Source organism: Achromobacter pestifer, from assembly GCF_013267355.1.
Taxonomy (GTDB): Bacteria; Pseudomonadota; Gammaproteobacteria; order Burkholderiales; family Burkholderiaceae_B; genus Achromobacter; species Achromobacter pestifer_A.
In genome coordinates, this window is sequence record NZ_CP053985.1 from 4,713,482 (window position 1) to 4,726,899 (window position 13,418).

Genomic DNA, 13,418 nt, shown 5'->3' on the forward strand with positions numbered 1-13,418 from the left:
CCATGACACGCGACGAATTTGTTTCTATGATGATCCTGTTGCCACGCCTGGAAAAATTAGGATTTGGTGATTGGGCAGATGTCTTGGACTCGTATGCGGAGATTCTCGTCCGTATTGAAGGTAGGCTAAGCGCCAATGAAACTGCGGAATTGATGGGCATAGGGGCGGACTTCTATCGCACGCTGGCGCGGTGTGAAGACTATAGGCGGAATGCAGTTCCCCTCAGATGAAAGAAGGGCGCCCCTAAGGAGGGGCGCTTTTTTTGGTTGCTGGGAGTTATGCCCTCTTTGAGCCTGTTGAGCGTCGGTGCAGGCCCATCATGCGTCGCTTTTCAACTTCCGACTTCCATCCGTCCTCCCAAGCGTCCACCTTGGCTCGCCACTCTCTCGGGCGTTCCCCTGTATGGCCGGGCATGGCCCGCGCGCGGAGGAAGGGGCAATCGAGCAGCGTCAGACCAACTCGCGCCGAAAGCGCCCCAAGCTTCTGGATGTCCATTTGCATGGTAGTACCCCCCAAAAGTTGTGAGCTTTCAGTATGCAATTCAGCCTACGCCATGCGCAATGCTGCAGTCGTATGGAGATGTAGGCATTTTTTTCTGGGTCATCGAGTGGCCTCGCCACGGTATCAGGCCGGACGAAATGAGGATTCGCAGCTCGATGGCGGGAGGCGAGAGATGTAGATCAGTGTTTTCGGTGTGTATGGTGCAGCAGGTTGGCTAGGTGGCCATAGCCCGGACGGCGGCTCACCTGTCTCATGTGCTGATGTAGCTCCGCTTCGGCCGACTGGACTTGCACCCTTCCGGCCGGCCTAAGAAGCGTGGCATGTGGATCTTGCAGTTTGTCCTTCCATTCTGCCGATTCTTCACCTCGCAGAAAGGGGGAGTGCGGGTCGTACTTACCCATAGTCATTTCCTAAGTGATTGGTGAAAGCGAACGCCAAGAAAGGTCCCGCAAAGAAAATCCTACTGCGCTATCGAGAGCGATTTCAAGCCCTTGCGAGCCCTTCATATTCGCGACTCATCCTGCAGTACGATTTCACAAGGAGGAAGGCAGCGGACGCTGCGCCAAAGCACGTTTCAGCAGCAAGACAATGTGTGGCGCAAAGTAGGAAACGGCGTTAACTTTCACTTTCAGGCCGCTTATGTGCGACGGCGATACCTACAGTTCCATCGGGCATGCGGTATTTGCCGCCGGATAGCCACGTAACGAGGTCTCCGGTTGGCAAGGTACAGACATAGTGTGTAACAGGTTTGCCATCTGCGCTGCGGTTGCTTACGAGCCTTCGCTCAACACGGCAGGTAGAACGATCCGGCATTTTGACAATGACATCCGATAGTCGGGGTCCCGGCGCCATAATGCATTCCTCCAGAAGCCAATCCTGTGAGGCCAATTCGGCCAACGTAGATGGGCGAATCAGAAGTGTCGTCAGTGCGTACGGCTATCTATTTATCACATGTCGTGTCGCGATACAATTATCCTTGCCGCCCGCAGTAGATGGCTCAGGGGGCTACGTGTCGCTCGCAACTTAAATGTATCGTCCGATACCGGTGATGAGGGTTGACGTCTCGGATTCCCCCCGAAGCCCGAGACCAATTAGCTGCGAATTGGATCAAGTGCTAGCCTATCTCGCGTCAACTTCATCGACACGTCGGCGTGCGTACCGCGATCCAGGTCGGTTCCTGGCGCTGCCGTACACTCGGGTAGGTCAAGCAGTTCCCCCGCAACCTCTCCAGCTTCAATTCGACGAGTGATGTCATCGAGCAGGAGCGTGCGCGAAGCGAACCCTCGGCCCGTGAGGCCTCGTGCGAACAGGCGGTAGGCCAAATTGGGCTCGGCCCCTTTCATGACGCCGAGGTCAAAAATCCTGCCTTGCTCATTCCTAAGCAACAGGTGTCCTGGGCGAGCGTAGATCCTGTATACGCGCCAAGGCGAGAGAATTGCAGCGTCCGGGGTTGAGGGCTGTGCGCGGGGGGGATCGAGATGCTTCAACGACGTCCCGGGTGAGACGAATTTCCGGCAAGCAGTAATGACGCGTAAAAATGACTTAGTGAAGAGCTTCATGATCGGATCGGCCTAAATGAATCGAAGCGCGATACGGCCGCGATATGGCGAAGCAGTCGATCAAATCGAAGTTCTAATTTGGGGACCGGTCGGCCTGTATCGTGGCCTATGAATAGCGCAGAATTATCGTGGGTCGAGATCGAATCACGACAACGCTGGCTCTCGCAATCGTGCGACGAGTCAGCGCCTGCTCACAAGCTTTCAGCCATCCATCCGCAGCTAGGCAGCTGCGTACTCCGTGGATTTAGGCCGAACGCGTGCGATACGCCTACTGAGGGGGGCGCTGCTTTAGCGGATCATTTTGCGCTTGTTTACGCGCGGCTTCTTCTTTTTGCTCCTGACTTTGTTGCTCTTGCTGCTTGTTGGGCTGGTCGCCTTGACCAGGTTGAGTGGGGGGGCCAGCTGCGCTGAAGCGAGTGGGGAATGTCATGATGTGTGCCTCTTTAGTTGTCGTGGCGAGTGCCACGTATTCAAAGTACGCTCAATGGCACGTAGGACCTACGACTGAATTGAAACAAGCGTAAGACCTGTGGAGGTACCTGCTCTACACTGACTTCATGCAACCGTCTTGGAGGCTGCCATGTCACAGTCAATGGGTGTGAAAGCACTGGAGCGGTGGGACGATGAGGGGGGATCGCAGCTTGCCTCTCTTGCCAACTCGTTTGCTATCGAGGAGTTCGAGGCGTCTGAGTGTCGGATTTTGGCCTTCCTGGGGGCGTCCGTTTTGAGCCTGTGGGACGACCTTCCAGTTGATGCGCGCCAGCGGATGCTAAATCGTGAGATTGCTCAGGCAGCGTTCGACAAGTCGGTACTAAAAGTAAAGATTGCGCGTCTTGCTGCGGGAGATTTTTTTTCAGGGGATAGACATGAGCCACGATCATGATGACTCTGATATTGAGCGCTGGCTCAATGAAGGAGGGGTGCAATTTCCCACATTCGTTGAGTTGCTGGATCCAGGGGTGCTTGACGAAGGCGAGCGGCGAGTCATCGCGTGCCTTGGGGCAGCAATTTTGAGCATCTGGCACGAAGTGCCGACCGACATTCGAAGAATGGTGTTGCAGGGCGCGCTCAGCACGGCTACGTATGATGCTGCGCTGTTGAAGGGGAAGGTCGCGATGTTCTTGCGAGGGAGGCAAGGCTCGTTAAATTGAGCTCGGCGCCATCGCTCGCATTCAGGGAAATGCGGCACAACACATGCGCGCCTCCTGCTGGAAGGGTGGAGGGCCAGTATAGAGTCACTCGCCTTTGCGACCTCGGATGTGCCGGCCGGAGGCAACAATAAACGCAGCGGGATCGCTTCCCCCTCGTGGCCGGCGCGACGGTTGCTCGTTCATTCGGATGCTAGGAGGGTGGGGTACGTTCAATGAACGGATGCGGCATCGAAAACTTAGGCTATCCGCATCCTTCATCTGGGAAGAATGGGGCTATCGTGAACGATGAGCCCCGGGGCAGAATCGCCTGCGCCCATGGCTGGTCGTTTCTCCGTGCCGGTGGGTACAGGTCCAGCATCCGCCGTGTTCGGTCTGGCGTCGTTTGAAGTAGGACATTCTGCGTTAGAACAGACGGCTTGAGAGCCGCATAACGCCGTAGTGTCAATTTCACAATTGTTCTAACGCAAAAATAGAAGAACCCCTTTATATCAATGCTTTATGGCAATTTCATACGGGCCTTCTAAGCCCGGGGTCGGGGGTTCGAGCCCCTCCTGCCGCGCCAAAATCTCTCGCAATTTCAACTGCTTGCTAGACGGAACGGCCGACGGGCCAGCCTTTCCGATGGGCGTCGGGACGAGCTGGCCGGATTCCATTCATGGGACCGCGTCAAGTGATCCTGCGCACGGGCAGACTACGAATCCGCTTGCCGGTCGCGGCGAAAATGGCATTGCACAGCGCGGGCGCCACCGGTGGAACCGGCGGCTCGCCGACGCCGCCTGGCGGCAGGGCGTGGTCGTCGTTGACCAGATGGGTCCGGATCACGCGGGGGGACGCGTTGTGGCGCAGCACTTCATAGTCGTGGAAGTTGCTTTGTTTTACGCGGCCGTTCTCGAAGGTGATCTCGCTGGTGAGCGCCAGGCTCAGGCCCATGATGGCGCCGCCCTCCATTTGCGCGCGGATGCGTTCGGGGTTGATCTGCGGGCCGCAGTCCATCGCCATGTCCACGGCAACGATGCGCACCTCGCCTTTCTCGTCCACGGCCACTTCTACCACCGTGGCTGTGTAGCTCATGAAGCTGTAGCAGAATGCCAGGCCCAGGCCATGCCCTTTGGGCAGCGTTCTACCCCATTCCGCACCCTTGCACGCCGCTTCGATTACGCCACGCAGGCGGCCCGTGTCGTAAGGGTAGCGCTCGGGGGATTCCGAGTAATTCCAGGTGTCGGCCAGTGCGCCCGGATCGATCCGGCGCGCCGGGCCGATAAGGTCTAGCGCGAACTCTCTCGGGTCTTTTTCCGCGCGGTGGGCCAACTCGGCAATGAAGCACTGCGCCGCAAAGGCATGCGGGATGTTGGCGACCGAGCGGAACCATCCGATGCGGGCATGAGCCTCCACTTCGGCTGTTTCCACTCGGACGTTCGGAATGCGATACGGCATGTTGATGGCCGACATGGCCGACTCGAACATCTGCTGGCCTTTGGCCCCTTCGGAGAAGAGCGAGGCGATGGTGGGGGCGGCGCTACGGTGCAGCCAGGATTGGACCTGCCCGCTCTTGTCCAGGACGGCTTCCAGGCGCTCGACCGACACGGTATGCAAGTAGTCATGATGGATGTCGTCCTCGCGCGTCCATACCAGCTTGACTGGCGTGCCTTCGGGCATGGCGCGGGCCACAATCGCGGCTTCGTCCACAAAGTCGGGCTTGGACTTGCGGCCGAACCCCCCGCCCAGCAGCAAGACATGGACCTTGACGTTGGCGGGTTCCAGTTTCAGCCGGGCAGCGACGGCATCGCGCGCCGCGACGGGGTTCTGAATGGAAGTCCAGACTTCGGCGCTGCTGCCCTTGATCTGAACGGTGGCCACCGGCGGCTCCATCGAGGCGTGGGCCAGGTGGGGAACGTAGTACTCCGCGGCCAGGCGCTCGGCCTCGGGCGCTTTGGCCCAGGCTTGCCCGGCATCGCCTTGGTTGCGTATCGCCTTACCCGGTTTGCGCGCCGCGGATTCCAGCGTCCGGTGGTAGGTGGCTGAATCGTAGCTGCCGTTGGGACCGTCGTCCCATTCGATGACCAGCGCATCGCGGCCCTGGCGCGCAGCCCAGGTGTTGCGAGCGACGACCGCGACGCCGCCCAGGGGCTGGAACGCGGGCGCGCCTTTCATCGCGGGAATTTCCACGACTTTCAGCACCCCGGGCACGGCCAGCGCGCGGGCGTCGTCGACGCGGCGCAGTTTGCCGCCGACGACAGGCGGGCGCGCCACCACGGCATAGACCATGCCGGGCAGGTGCATATCCATGCCATAGGTCGCCTGGCCTTTGCCGATGGCTTCCAGGTCCACGAGGCGTACCTGGTCCTTGCCTATGTAGCGGAACTCGCTCCTGGCCTTGAGTTTGAGCGCGTCGCCAGTGGGAACAGGCTGCCTGGCAGCGTCAGCCGCCAGCTCGCCATAAGTCAACCGGCGCCCGGTAGGCTGATGCTGCACCTCGTGCTGCACGGCCTTGACCTCGGCGAGAGGAACGGACCACCGTGCCGCCGCCGCCGCTTCGAGCATCTGGCGGGCTGCCGCGCCGACGCGCCGCATGGGCATCAAGAAGTGGCGGACGCTGCGCGAGCCATCCACGTTCTGGTTGCCGTAGCGCACTTCATCGGCTTGCGCCTGTATGACCTTGACGCGGTCCCAGCGCGCTTCCATCTCGTCGGCCACCACCATGGGCAGGCTGGTGCGTACTCCCGTGCCCATTTCAGCGCGGTGCGCGACGATGGTAACGGTGCCGTCCGCGCCTATGCTGACGAAGACCAGCGGGTCGTCCACCGTGCCGCCGGGCATGCTGTCAGCGCCGTACTTCTGGACGGTGGCCTCTGCGGCCCAGGCTGTCGTGATCAATCCCTTGGATGTGACGGCCAGGGTCAGCGCGCCCAGGCCGCCCTGCAGAAAGCCACGCCTGGAAAGCTGAGCGGTGTGCGTCATTGCTTGCCTCCCTGGGCCAGGCGCTTGGCAGCCTGCTGGATGGCGGCGCGGATGCGAGGGTAGGTGCCGCAGCGGCAGATATTGCCGCTCATGGCGTCTTCGATGTCTTGATCAGTCGGCTGGGCGGTGGCTTTGAGCAGGCTTACCGCGGTCATGATCTGGCCTGCCTGGCAGTAGCCGCACTGAGCGACGTTCTGCTCTATCCAGGCTTGTTGCACTGCCTGGCCGACAGTATCCGCCTCCATCCCTTCGATAGTGGTGATACTGTGGCCGGCCACGGCCGAGAGCGGGGTGACACAGGCGCGGATTGGCGCGCCGTCCATGTGCACCGTACAGGCGCCGCACAAGGCCATGCCACATCCGAACTTGGTGCCGGTCATGCCGAGTTCGTCCCGCAGGGTCCAGAGCAAGGGCGTTTCGCCCGGGACGTCGACATCCTTCGCCTGGCCGTTGATTTGAAGTTGGGTCATCGTGGAATCCGAGGAGGCGCCTTGCATCAGGCGTGGGTGAACCTCCCCTTTATATCGGAATTCCGCTTAAGGTTTCCAGAAAAATTCACCCGTTGCTGGAATGCCCGTATCAGCGCGACCACTTCATCCAGATGCGTTGCCAGCAACCGGCGGCCGCCGTCCAACGGGTGGAGTTTGGCATTCGGCAGGGTGTGCGGATAGGCGCGGGCGAGGCTGCGTTTACCCGGCTGCCTCGCCTACTGGCTGAACTCAAACACATAACTATTCGCCGACCCGGCCGCGCGGTTGTACAGCGGGCACCAGCCGTTCACCGGCGCAACCTCGCAATACCGGTTGCGGCCATACACCTGGGCGATCTTCCAGCCCTGGGTCTTGTCGGCGCGTTCCAGCAGATACTGCATGCGCACGCCGCGTTCCTTGCGGTCGCGCTCATCGTTGTCCACGGTGAAGCCAGGCGTCGACGGGGTGGTGTTGCGGATCTGCGCAACGACGAAGGCGCGTGTGTCGGATTGGACGTCGACGCTGACGACGCTGCGCTCGTAGGTTTCAACGCTGCATTTCTCGTCGCCGTTCTGCCGGGCCTGGAGCTGCGCCGTGGTTAAGGAGTCCTCGGCGGAGCTGAACGGACGGTATAGCTCGGCCAGTTCCTTGCAGGCGGTGGCGGTGTAGCGGTCGTGCGCTACACGGACCTGCCACCAGGATTTCACCGCCGCTTCCGGGGTGTCGGCTGCCAGCTGCATTTGCGGCGCGGCGGCTTGAAGCCGTTCCCAGGGTGTTTCTTCCTGTTTGGAGCAACCCGTCAAGGCGATTGCCAGGACGAGCAGTAGGGCGGGCTTGGTCACGATACTGAATCGGGTAAACAAATCGGGGGCACCATGATACCCCTTCCGCCTTGGCGGCCGCCCGTCAGCTGGGACGCAGCGCCCGCTTGTACGCTTCCAGGGTGCTGAACATCTTGCCCGCCAGCCGGAAGTTCGCGTCCGCAAAGGCGCGGGCGTTGCCGACCATGGCCCCGGTTTGCGCGGGGTTGCCGCGGATCCGCATGATGCGCTCCGCGTAGCCGGCGATGTTGCCCGGCGGCGCCAGCCAGCCGGTCTGGCCCGGCGTGACGATTTCCGGCAGACCGCCGACATCGCTGGCGACCACCGGACGGCGCGCGGCAAACGACTCGGGCACGACGCGGGACCAGGCTTCGGTGGCCGAAGGCACCAGCACCACATCGGCGGCGCGAATCATCTCAGCAACATTGTTGCGATGGCCGGCAAACACCACATGCCCGGATAGGCCCAGATCGACGGTCAGCTGGTGCAGGGCATAGGCATAGGGCTTGGTGCTGGCCGTGGGCATGCCGACCACCAACGCAGTGGCGGGCAGGCCCTGGGCGCGCAGCCGCTGCACCACGCGCAGCAGGTCGGCCTGGCCTTTCTCGGGACGCAGCATGCCTATGGTGGCGATGACGCAGGCGCGGTCGGGAGCGCGTATGCCCAAGGCTTGCCGGGTGTGCAGGCGCGCTTGCGGGGCGTCGTCCGATTGGAAGAACTCGTCGGCGGCCCATTCTCCGACCACGCTGACCTGTTCGGGGGCGGCCAGGCGCGCGGCCAGGATTTCCTGCTTGCCCTGCAGGCTGGTCGCGATAACGTGGTCGCAGCCGAGCTTCCATTCCAGCCGGCGCCGTGGCGAGCTGCGCATGGGCTTGGCGAAATGGCGCGTCCTGACGACCGCGCACAGATCGCGGCACAACGCGGCGGTCTTGCCGTCCGCGCGGCTATGGCTATCGATGATGTCGATGCGCAACGCCTTGACGGCGCGCCGCAGCTTCAGGACCGTGGCCGGCGAGTAGGCGGAGTCGAAGCCTATGTCCACCGCGCGCAGGCCGCGCTGCCGCGCTTCGCGCCCGATTTCGCTGTCGGTGGGAGCGGCGATCGCCACTTCGTATCCATGGCGCTGCAGCCATGCCGATTGCTCGAGGACGCGGAATTCCAGCCCGCCCAGGCTGCGTTCAGCTAGCGTATGCAGGATGCGCATGATGCTCCAAGACTTTGCGGCAGGCGCCCAGCACTTCGTCGGGCGTGATGGAATTGATGCCATCGCGGGGATGGCGGGGGACGACAGCGGCGGAGTAGGGACGGTCCCAGAACCACTCCGGATTGGACTCGTTGAAGACGCCCACGTAGGGCACGCAGGCACCTTGCGCGATATGCGACGGGCCGCAGTCGTTGGCCACGATCAGGCGCGCGCGCAGCATGATGGCGCTGAGCTCGGGCACCGAGCGGCAGTAGACGACGGAAAACTCCGGGCGCCGCATGGCTTCGAGCCTGTCGCGTTCGGCCACCTCTTGTTCTCCCAGCACGAACAGGAAGCGGGTGTCCTGGCCCAGCAGCAGTTTCAGCCTCTCGGCCAGGCGCAGATAGTTCAGCAGGCTCCAGCGCTTGAAGGCTCCCGAGCCTCCGCCTGGGATCATGACCACGTCGGCCGCCTGTCCCGTATCCCGATACGGGTGGGCCAGCATCTGGAAGCAACGGCGCGCCGCCGCTTCGGCATCGAACTGCCGGTACGACGCCAGCAATCTCAGGTTGGCCAGGCCTATGTACTCGGCGATGTTCTTGCGGTGGCAATGCGTCCAGACCAGATCGCTCATCCGCGCGTTGCGAAAGCCGAACCGCAAGGCCGGCCGCCGCAGCAGGTTGAGCACGCCGAAGCGTTCGCTGCTGTGATGCAGGCTGACACAGACCGGGGTGTGCTTCTTCAGCGTGCGCAGGTAGTCGCCAAAGGTAGCGGCGCGCACGAACTCATCGACCCAGGGCACGCCGCGGTAGAAGCCCGCCAGGTCGTCGCGGGCGACCACCCGGATTCGCCTGGATGCCCACCAGGTTTTCAGTTGATAGAGCGCCGGCAGGGCGACGATCTGGTCGCCCAGCCTGGGCTGGCTTCTGACATATACGACGACTTCCGACATGGGCAACCTCGTTTGCACGGCAGTTTTCTGGGGCCCCGGGGGACCGCTGCCGCGCAATGTATCGATCCGATGAGAGGAATCTTTCCGAGGTCCTTTAAGGAGTGTGAAGAACCGGTTGGGCTTGGTGCACACAACTAAACAATTGGGCCTTATGGCGGTTTCTGCTCATGCCGTCGTGGCGCGGCTACTTGGAGCCACCCGTGTTTGGATACCCCGGAGGCGGCGTGGCGCCGCTGCCCTTGGTGCTGGGCACGTTGTCGTTGGCCTCGCGGTGACTCCCCTGCTTGTCGGTCGTGTGCTTGTCGGACCGGGTGTGGCCGTTCTTGTTCAGATTGGGCGAGTTGGTCGGCGTGTTCGGCGTCGCATTCGGCGCGGGCGGCTTCTGTCCGGGCGGCACGGGCTGGTTGGGGGGGACGGCGGTGCCGTCGTTCGGCGTGTTGGACGGCGAGGTGGGCATGGCGGACTGCGCCAGCGCACCGGCCGAAGCCAGTCCGGCGGACAGGGCCAGCGCGTAGGCGAGGGCTCGGATTTTCATAAGTACGCTCCTATGTGGGATAGCGGGATACGACCCGCAAGCGCCATGCCCAGGCTTAGCCACTGGACATGGCGTCGCAAGCGTCGGAAAAATATGCCGGCCAGTGGAATATGTGCGCGGTTCAGCGTGCGACCAGCAAGCCGAACCCGGCCAGCGACGGCTCGGCGCGTGAAGCCCAGGCCAGCCATCGGGACAGCCAGAATCGGACCAAGAAGGACGGCCACGTGAGCCAGATCGGTTCGGGCCAGGAGCAAAGCCAGCGCAGCCGCGGCGCTGGCGCACGCAGCAAAGGATGATCCGGCGATGCCCGGCGCGGCGCTGTGCCGGATGGGCACGACGCTTGCTGGATGGGTCATCCCGGATCGGCGCACGGGGCGCCGCCGCAACCGGAGTTCAACGTGGGGATAGGCCCCGCACAGGAGAAACGCATGGAGCATCAAACCAATATTGTTGGCGGGTCCAAGGGTTCGGCGACAGGGCCCGGCCCTGAAGTGATGGCCGCGGACACCCTGGAGGGCAATGACGTGGTCAACACCGCGGGAGAAGGGCTGGGATCCATCAAGGACATCATGATCGACGTGCCGCGGGGACGAGTCGCGTATGCGGTGCTGGCGCGCGGCGGCATCCTGGGGATGGGGGACAAGCTGTTTGCCATTCCGTGGGCGGCCCTGACCCTGGACACGGACCGCAAGTGCTTCATCCTGAACGTGGACAAGGAGGTGCTGAAGAACGCGCCGGGGTTCGACAAGGATGACTGGCCGAGGATGGCGGACGAAAGCTGGGCCCTGAGCGTGCACAAGTACTACAACCAGGATCCCTACTGGTAGGGCGGGAGGGATGAAGAGGGCGGCCGTGAGCCGCCCAATTTTTTTGGCGGGCCGGTTTCAGTGCATGAATTGTCGAGGCCATGGGCACGCCGCTTGCTGATGTAGCGCACTGCTGCATCCCCTTACCTTCAGGAGTAGCGTCATGGAAAAGTCCGAGCGCGATACGGCGGCGCCTGCCGCCGAGGTTTTGAGCGAGGCTGAACTCAGGGCGCGGCGCACGCTGGAAGCGGCGCGGCGGCTGCTCGATCCCATGGCGGAACCCGCCGCGCCGGTCTCGACGGTCGAGGCGGAACTCAAGCGCTACGTCAGGGAGGCGTATCGCCGCCGTTCATACAGTTGAACGCTACCGATGCCGCTCGTCCCACACGGACGTGTGCCGGTACTGCTCGGCGCGCGCCAGCGTGCGGTAGAAGTCCGCGCCGACCCGGATCAGTCTTTCCACTTCCTCGCGTCGCAGCCTGGGCTGCAGCGCCGCCAGGCATTCGGCGTAATTGGCCAGTACCTCTGGCCAGTCGTGGAAGTCCCGGTCGATCGCTGGCGTGGCGATCATCTGTGCCAATAGTTCCTCGCGATCCATATGCGGCGATCCATGTGCGTGTTTCGCAGCAAACCTGGGGTTGTGGATAGGTCCGTGGTTTGCGTGCCGGTTCTTGCCTGCGCAGCAAGCGGCATGCCTGGCGCCGAGACTCCTTACCACCCTGCCGCGTAAGCTGGCCGCCGCGGGTCCGCGCCGCCCCAGCGCACGCCGCTATCCAGGTCATGCCTGACCATGCAGACGGCCCCGGCCCGCCAGCTATGCCCCTGCCACCATTTGACGGTATGGCCCATGGCGGCAAGCCTGTCGCCCGTGGTCCGGTCGATCAGGTCCTCGATCATCAGCCGGCCCGGCATGGCGTTGTGCGGTTCGAACGAGGAAGGGAAGCTGAAGCTTGCAAAGCGTGGCGCTTCCACCGCCTGCTGCACGTCCATGCCGAACACCTCCATGTTCAGGAAGGTCTGCAGCATGGCCTGGCACTGCACGTCGCCGCCCGGCGTGCCGAAAGGCATGACGTACTGGCCCGGCCTGATTGCCATCGATGGATTGGGCGTGAGCCGCGGGCGGCGGCCCGGCCCGATGGCGCAGGGATGGCCGGCCTCGGCCCAGGACTGGCTGCCGCGTCCAGAAGCGCAGATGCCGGTTCCGGGGATGACGGGGACGTTGTAGGAGCCGTCGCTGGGCGTGGCCGAAAATGCGTTGCCTTTCCGGTCCACCACCGCCACGTAGGAGGTGTCCAGGCGCGGGTCGGTGCGTGCCATGTCATCGGGGCCGGCGGCGCGCAGGTCGATATCGCGTGCTTGGGGAAGCTGGCCCGCCCGCGGCATGTCCGGACCGGCGCGATCCTGGGCAATCATGGCCAGCCGCGCGCGCGCATATTCCTTGGACAGCAAATCCGCTTGCGGCACCTGGGCATGGCGCGGGTCGGCGTAATGCACCTCGCGGTCGGCGAAAGCCAGTTTGATGGCTTCGGTCAGCAGATGCACGTAGGCGGCGGAATTGTGGCCCAGGGCGCGCAAGTCGCGCGGCTCCAGGATGTTCAGCATCTGCAGCAGCGAGGGTCCCTGGCACCAGAAGCCGCAGCTGTGCAGCTGCGTGCCGTGAAAGTCGGTGGATAGCGCGGTATCCACCTCGACGGAGAAGCCGCGCAGGTCCTCGTGGGTGACTAGCCCGCCTTCTTCCCGGTGGTACTTGACGATGGCCGCGGCGATATCGCCTTCGTAGAACGCGCGGCGAGCGGCGGCCAGGCCAGCCTGCCGGCCGCCGCCGCGATGCGCGCGTTCTTCGTCGGCCATGTACTGGATGCTGCGTGCCAGGTCAGCCTGGCGGAATATCTGTCCGGCCGCGGGCGGCTTGCCGCCGGGCAGGTAGACGGCGGCGCTGGAAGCCCAGCGGGCGTAGTTCTTTTCGTTCTCCGCCAGCACCTCGGCCATCAGCGGGTACATGACGAAACCCTCGCGTGCCAGGCGGATGGCGCCGGACGCGACCTCGCCGAAGCCCATGGTGCCGAAGCGCTCCAGCGCCGTGATCCAGGCGTCGGGCGCGGCCGGGATGACGGTGCGCAGCACGCCCGCCGGAATCGTGCCGGCGTGCTTTTCCAGGAAGGCTTCCAGGCGCGCGGCCTTGGGCCAGTAACCGAGCCCGGAAATGCTGAACACCGTGCGAGTGCGGGCCTGATACACCAGGATGGGCGCGACGCCGCCGAAGTTGACGATGTCGCTTTGAACCACGCCCAGCGCAATGCCGGCGGCAACGCCGGCGTCGACGGCATTGCCGCCGGCCTGCAGTATGTCCATGCCGGCCTGCGCGGCCAGATAATGGCCGGCAGAGATCATATGGTTCAGGCCCGCCAGCGCGGGACGCATGGAGGAAGGGGCGCTGCCGGCGGTCAGGTCGGGGGCGTGGGTGGGATTGGACATGGAATTC

General features: G+C 63.3%; 16 protein-coding genes. 6 read left to right on the plus strand and 10 right to left on the minus strand.

Annotation, left to right across the window (positions count from 1 at the left end; translation table 11 throughout):
* The first annotated feature begins 2 nt into the window (after positions 1-2).
* On the plus strand, positions 3-230 hold the full coding sequence (locus FOC84_RS22390; RefSeq protein WP_173146368.1) for a DNA-3-methyladenine glycosylase: 228 nt from the start codon (positions 3-5) through the stop codon (positions 228-230).
* A gap of 46 nt (positions 231-276) precedes the next feature.
* Here FOC84_RS22390 and FOC84_RS33495 read toward each other — a convergent pair whose 3' ends face one another.
* Both FOC84_RS33495 and FOC84_RS33420 read right to left on the minus strand, forming a co-directional pair.
* Positions 277-501: a CrpP-related protein gene (locus tag FOC84_RS33495; protein WP_310531412.1), complete on the minus strand. Its 225-nt coding sequence runs from the start codon at positions 499-501 to the stop codon at positions 277-279.
* A gap of 1,091 nt (positions 502-1,592) precedes the next feature.
* Positions 1,593-2,060, minus strand: a complete 468-nt coding sequence (locus FOC84_RS33420; protein ID WP_254241742.1) for a hypothetical protein — start codon at positions 2,058-2,060, stop codon at positions 1,593-1,595.
* Between the two features lie 580 nt (positions 2,061-2,640).
* On the opposite strand from FOC84_RS33420, the gene FOC84_RS22395 reads away from it, so the two are divergent.
* Together FOC84_RS22395 and FOC84_RS22400 are read left to right on the plus strand one after the other, a co-directional pair.
* Positions 2,641-2,943 carry a hypothetical protein gene (locus FOC84_RS22395; RefSeq protein WP_080551133.1) on the plus strand — a complete coding sequence of 101 codons (303 nt, stop codon included), beginning with the start codon at positions 2,641-2,643 and terminating at the stop codon, positions 2,941-2,943.
* Positions 2,927-3,211 (plus strand): hypothetical protein, encoded by a 285-nt coding sequence (locus tag FOC84_RS22400; protein WP_173146369.1) that lies wholly within the window; start codon positions 2,927-2,929, stop codon positions 3,209-3,211. Before FOC84_RS22395 ends, FOC84_RS22400 begins: the two co-directional genes overlap by 17 nt.
* A gap of 666 nt (positions 3,212-3,877) precedes the next feature.
* Here the strand turns inward: FOC84_RS22400 and FOC84_RS22405 are convergent.
* From FOC84_RS22405 to FOC84_RS22430, 6 genes are all read right to left on the minus strand, one after another.
* On the minus strand, positions 3,878-6,169 hold the full coding sequence (locus FOC84_RS22405) for a xanthine dehydrogenase family protein molybdopterin-binding subunit (protein ID WP_173146370.1): 2,292 nt from the start codon (positions 6,167-6,169) through the stop codon (positions 3,878-3,880).
* Positions 6,166-6,639, minus strand: a complete 474-nt coding sequence (locus FOC84_RS22410) for a (2Fe-2S)-binding protein (RefSeq protein WP_173146371.1) — start codon at positions 6,637-6,639, stop codon at positions 6,166-6,168. The genes FOC84_RS22405 and FOC84_RS22410 overlap by 4 nt, the downstream gene beginning before the upstream one ends.
* 236 nt (positions 6,640-6,875) lie before the next feature.
* Complete coding sequence (locus tag FOC84_RS22415) at positions 6,876-7,481, minus strand: hypothetical protein (RefSeq protein WP_173146372.1); 606 nt, start codon at positions 7,479-7,481, stop codon at positions 6,876-6,878.
* Between the two features lie 64 nt (positions 7,482-7,545).
* A complete protein-coding gene (locus FOC84_RS22420) occupies positions 7,546-8,664 on the minus strand; it encodes a glycosyltransferase family 4 protein (protein ID WP_173146373.1) in 1,119 nt (372 codons plus the stop codon).
* Positions 8,639-9,595 (minus strand): glycosyltransferase family 9 protein, encoded by a 957-nt coding sequence (locus FOC84_RS22425; protein WP_173146374.1) that lies wholly within the window; start codon positions 9,593-9,595, stop codon positions 8,639-8,641. Before FOC84_RS22425 ends, FOC84_RS22420 begins: the two co-directional genes overlap by 26 nt.
* 184 nt (positions 9,596-9,779) lie before the next feature.
* The gene (locus tag FOC84_RS22430) at positions 9,780-10,130 is read right to left on the minus strand and encodes a hypothetical protein (protein WP_173146375.1); all 351 of its coding nucleotides are present in this window, start codon (positions 10,128-10,130) and stop codon (positions 9,780-9,782) included.
* Between the two features lie 68 nt (positions 10,131-10,198).
* Here FOC84_RS22430 and FOC84_RS22435 point away from each other — a divergent pair, with 68 nt between their 5' ends.
* The 3 genes from FOC84_RS22435 (at position 10,199) to FOC84_RS22445 (ending at position 11,297) form a co-directional block, all read left to right on the plus strand.
* Complete coding sequence (locus FOC84_RS22435; RefSeq protein WP_254241743.1) at positions 10,199-10,426, plus strand: hypothetical protein; 228 nt, start codon at positions 10,199-10,201, stop codon at positions 10,424-10,426.
* Positions 10,427-10,558: 132 nt separating this feature from the next.
* On the plus strand, positions 10,559-10,957 hold the full coding sequence (locus FOC84_RS22440; RefSeq protein ID WP_173146376.1) for a PRC-barrel domain-containing protein: 399 nt from the start codon (positions 10,559-10,561) through the stop codon (positions 10,955-10,957).
* Between the two features lie 142 nt (positions 10,958-11,099).
* On the plus strand, positions 11,100-11,297 hold the full coding sequence (locus tag FOC84_RS22445) for a hypothetical protein (RefSeq protein WP_173146377.1): 198 nt from the start codon (positions 11,100-11,102) through the stop codon (positions 11,295-11,297).
* A 3-nt stretch (positions 11,298-11,300) separates the two neighbouring features.
* Here FOC84_RS22445 and FOC84_RS22450 read toward each other — a convergent pair whose 3' ends face one another.
* Together FOC84_RS22450 and FOC84_RS22455 are read right to left on the minus strand one after the other, a co-directional pair.
* The gene (locus FOC84_RS22450; protein ID WP_173146378.1) at positions 11,301-11,534 is read right to left on the minus strand and encodes a DNA-3-methyladenine glycosylase; all 234 of its coding nucleotides are present in this window, start codon (positions 11,532-11,534) and stop codon (positions 11,301-11,303) included.
* 113 nt (positions 11,535-11,647) lie between these two features.
* A complete protein-coding gene (locus FOC84_RS22455; protein WP_173146379.1) occupies positions 11,648-13,411 on the minus strand; it encodes a gamma-glutamyltransferase family protein in 1,764 nt (587 codons plus the stop codon).
* Between the last annotated feature and the right edge of the window lie 7 nt (positions 13,412-13,418).